This is a genomic window from Arthrobacter sp. TS-15 (assembly GCF_006964045.1).
Lineage (GTDB): Bacteria > Actinomycetota > Actinomycetes > Actinomycetales > Micrococcaceae > Arthrobacter.
On record NZ_SDXQ01000011.1, the window covers coordinates 1 to 1,310 of the forward strand.

Here is a 1,310-nt window from a genome sequence, read left to right on the forward strand (position 1 = left end):
TGCGGCCGTATGGTTTTCTGAGACAGGTTGATGGGAGATCGACTTCAGAATGACTGGTCCTAGAAGAAAATATGATGCGGCTTTCCGTGAGGAAGCTGTGCAGCTGGTGTTGTCCTCGGATCGTTCAGTGAAGCAAGTCGCTGACGAGCTCGGGGTGAAGGAGAGCACGTTGGGGAACTGGCTTCATCGGCACCGGGGAAAACATCAGGACGGTCCTGCTCTAGAGCCTGTGGACCCGGGCCCGGTGTCCTGGGATGAACACCGGAAGGCCTTGGCTGAGAACGAGAGATTGAAGGCCGAGGTCGAGTTCTTGGGAAAAGTCAGCGCCTTCTTTGCCGCGAAGCAAAAGTAGAGGACTTCTACGAGTTCATCGAAGCGGAGAAGGCCAACCATTCCGTGGCCTGGCTATGCCGGGCGTTGAAGGTTTCCAGGGCCTCGTTCTACCGATGGCGCAACCCGGCCGGGCCATCCCCGCGGGCAGTACGGCATCAGGATCTCGCCGCCGCGGTTACCGAGCTGTATAAGGAGGAGAAGGGCCGTGCCGGCCGGGACCAACTGACCCTGCTTTTGAACGAGAAGGGAGTGCGGGTCTCGGCCCCCACTGTCGGGGCGATCATGCGTGAGCACGGGCTGCGGGCCGTCCGCACCCAGGCCTGGAAGGCAACTACCGTCCAGGATCCGCAGGCCAAAACAGCCCACATCGAGAACCACATGCTCGATGCAGAGGGCAAGCGGGACTTCACCTCAACAGTGCCCGGAACCCGCCTGGTCGGTGACATCACCTACCTGCGCACGGGTGAGGGCTGGCTCTACCTGGCTACGGTGATCGATCTTTTCTCCGGCATGGTCATCGGCTGGTCCATGGCCGGGCACATGCGCGCGAGCCTGTGCACCGCGGCGCTGCAAATGGCCCGCAACCACGGCCACCTGACCGGGGCCTCGGTGGTGTTCCATTCGGACCGGGGCACCCAATACACCTCGGATGAATTCCAGAAATGGTGCGGCGATAACTCGGTGACGCAGTCCATGGGGAAAGTCGGGGTCTGCTGGGACAACGCCGTCGCGGAGAACTTCTTCTCCCACCTCAAAACCGAGTTCTACCACCACCAACGCTACGGCTCCCGACTCGCCGCCCGAACCGGTGTCATGGAATACATCGAGGGCTGGTACAACCGCCGCCGGCCCAACCGCCGAGCCGGCGGCATACCACCAGCCAAAGCCCACACCAACTACCAAACCCGCGCCCAGCAACCCCTGGCCGCCTAACCAAAAACAACAACGAGACCTGTCTCAAAAACTTGACGACCGCA

At 61.5% G+C, this 1,310-nt stretch carries 1 protein-coding gene; it reads left to right on the forward strand.

Features of this window, described 5'->3' with window-relative positions:
- The first annotated feature begins 49 nt into the window (after positions 1 to 49).
- A protein-coding gene (locus tag EU811_RS04920) for an IS3 family transposase (protein ID WP_142937384.1) occupies positions 50 to 1,266 on the forward strand; the annotation gives its coding sequence in 2 pieces (ribosomal slippage) (positions 50 to 314 and positions 314 to 1,266; 1,218 coding nt in all).
- The last annotated feature ends 44 nt before the right edge of the window (positions 1,267 to 1,310 follow it).